Annotated in this window: 1 rRNA gene; it reads right to left on the bottom strand. The window is 51.8% G+C overall.

Going from position 1 to position 3,085, the window contains the following annotated elements:
- Nucleotides 1-19 precede the first annotated feature (19 nt).
- Nucleotides 20-2,927, bottom strand: a 23S ribosomal RNA gene (locus ACKWMY_RS27965).
- Between the last annotated feature and the right edge of the window lie 158 nt (nucleotides 2,928-3,085).

Raw genomic sequence — 3,085 nt, forward strand, 5'->3', positions numbered from 1 at the left:
AAAACACCTTTGGTGTTGTAAGGTTAAGCCTCACGGATCATTAGTACTGGTTAGCTCAATGCATCGCTGCACTTACACACCCAGCCTATCAACGTCTTAGTCTTAAACGTTCCTTCAGGGGCCTTAAAGGCCCAGGGAAGACTCATCTCGAGGCAAGTTTCGCGCTTAGATGCTTTCAGCGCTTATCTTTTCCGCACTTAGCTACCGGGCAGTGCCATTGGCATGACAACCCGAACACCAGTGGTGCGTTCACTCCGGTCCTCTCGTACTAGGAGCAACCCCTCTCAATCTTCCAACGCCCACGGCAGATAGGGACCGAACTGTCTCACGACGTTCTAAACCCAGCTCGCGTACCACTTTAAATGGCGAACAGCCATACCCTTGGGACCTACTTCAGCCCCAGGATGTGATGAGCCGACATCGAGGTGCCAAACACCGCCGTCGATATGAACTCTTGGGCGGTATCAGCCTGTTATCCCCGGAGTACCTTTTATCCGTTGAGCGATGGCCCTTCCATTCAGAACCACCGGATCACTAAGACCTACTTTCGTACCTGCTCGAGCCGTCACTCTCGCAGTCAAGCTAGCTTATGCCTTTGCACTAACCTCACGATGTCCGACCGTGATTAGCTAACCTTCGTGCTCCTCCGTTACTCTTTGGGAGGAGACCGCCCCAGTCAAACTACCCACCAGACACTGTCCTCACCCCAGATTATGGGGCCGAGTTAGAACATCAAACATTAAAGGGTGGTATTTCAAGGTTGGCTCCATGCAGACTGGCGTCCACACTTCAAAGCCTCCCACCTATCCTACACATCAAGGCTCAATGTTCAGTGTCAAGCTATAGTAAAGGTTCACGGGGTCTTTCCGTCTTGCCGCGGGTACACTGCATCTTCACAGCGAGTTCAATTTCACTGAGTCTCGGGTGGAGACAGCCTGGCCATCATTACGCCATTCGTGCAGGTCGGAACTTACCCGACAAGGAATTTCGCTACCTTAGGACCGTTATAGTTACGGCCGCCGTTTACTGGGGCTTCGATCAAGAGCTTCGCCTTGCGGCTGACCCCATCAATTAACCTTCCAGCACCGGGCAGGCGTCACACCGTATACGTCCACTTTCGTGTTTGCACAGTGCTGTGTTTTTATTAAACAGTTGCAGCCAGCTGGTATCTGCGACTGGCTTCAGCTCCGAGAGCAAGTCTCTTCACCTACGCGCCAGCGTGCCTTCTCCCGAAGTTACGGCACCATTTTGCCTAGTTCCTTCACCCGAGTTCTCTCAAGCGCCTTGGTATTCTCTACCTGACCACCTGTGTCGGTTTGGGGTACGATTTGATGTTACCTGATGCTTAGAGGCTTTTCCTGGAAGCAGGGCATCAACTACTTCTGCACCGTAGTGCATCGTCATCACGCCTCAGGGTTGATAAGTAACCGGATTTACCAGGTCACTCCCCCTACACGCTTAAACCGGGACAACCGTCGCCCGGCTAGCCTAGCCTTCTCCGTCCCCCCTTCGCAGTAACACCGAGTACAGGAATATTAACCTGTTTCCCATCGACTACGCCTTTCGGCCTCGCCTTAGGGGTCGACTCACCCTGCCCCGATTAACGTTGGACAGGAACCCTTGGTCTTCCGGCGAGCGGGTTTTTCACCCGCTTTATCGTTACTTATGTCAGCATTCGCACTTCTGATACCTCCAGCAAACCTCACAGTTCACCTTCAACGGCTTACAGAACGCTCCCCTACCCAACAACGCCTAAGCGTCGCTGCCGCAGCTTCGGTGCATGGTTTAGCCCCGTTACATCTTCCGCGCAGGCCGACTCGACCAGTGAGCTATTACGCTTTCTTTAAATGATGGCTGCTTCTAAGCCAACATCCTGGCTGTCTATGCCTTCCCACATCGTTTCCCACTTAACCATGACTTTGGGACCTTAGCTGGCGGTCTGGGTTGTTTCCCTCTTCACGACGGACGTTAGCACCCGCCGTGTGTCTCCCGTGATAACATTCTTCGGTATTCGGAGTTTGCATCGGTTTGGTAAGCCGGGATGGCCCCCTAGCCGAAACAGTGCTCTACCCCCGAAGATGAATTCACGAGGCGCTACCTAAATAGCTTTCGGGGAGAACCAGCTATCTCCCGGTTTGATTGGCCTTTCACCCCCAGCCACAAGTCATCCGCTAATTTTTCAACATTAGTCGGTTCGGTCCTCCAGTTAGTGTTACCCAACCTTCAACCTGCCCATGGCTAGATCACCGGGTTTCGGGTCTATACCTTGCAACTATTCGCCCAGTTAAGACTCGGTTTCCCTACGGCTCCCCTATACGGTTAACCTTGCTACAAAATATAAGTCGCTGACCCATTATACAAAAGGTACGCAGTCACACCACGAAGGTGCTCCCACTGCTTGTACGTACACGGTTTCAGGTTCTATTTCACTCCCCTCGCCGGGGTTCTTTTCGCCTTTCCCTCACGGTACTGGTTCACTATCGGTCAGTCAGGAGTATTTAGCCTTGGAGGATGGTCCCCCCATATTCAGACAGGATGTCACGTGTCCCGCCCTACTCATCGAACTCACAATTAATGCATTTTAGTGTACGGGGCTATCACCCTTTGCTGCGCGACTTTCCAGACGCTTCCACTAACACAAGAACTGATTCAGGTTCTGGGCTGTTCCCCGTTCGCTCGCCGCTACTAGGGGAATCTCGGTTGATTTCTTTTCCTCGGGGTACTTAGATGTTTCAGTTCCCCCGGTTCGCCTCGTATGGCTATGTATTCACCATACGATAGTGTGTCGAAACACACTGGGTTTCCCCATTCGGGTATTGCCGGTTATAACGGTTCATATCACCTTACCGACACTTTTCGCAGATTAGCACGCCCTTCATCGCCTCTGACTGCCTAGGCATCCACCGTGTACGCTTAGTCACTTAACCTCACAACCCGAAGGTGTTTCTGTAAACAGAGACACTGTCGTGCTGTTTATTTGAGAGACTCTATGACAGGTTAATCCTTACCCCAATACATCTACGGAGGGATAAGTTTCAGCTGTCATGTTTCAATTTTCAGCTTGTTCCAGATTGTTAAAGAGCAA

The sequence above is a fragment of the Serratia sp. J2 genome (assembly GCF_046269175.1).
Lineage (GTDB): Bacteria > Pseudomonadota > Gammaproteobacteria > Enterobacterales > Enterobacteriaceae > Chania > Chania fonticola_C.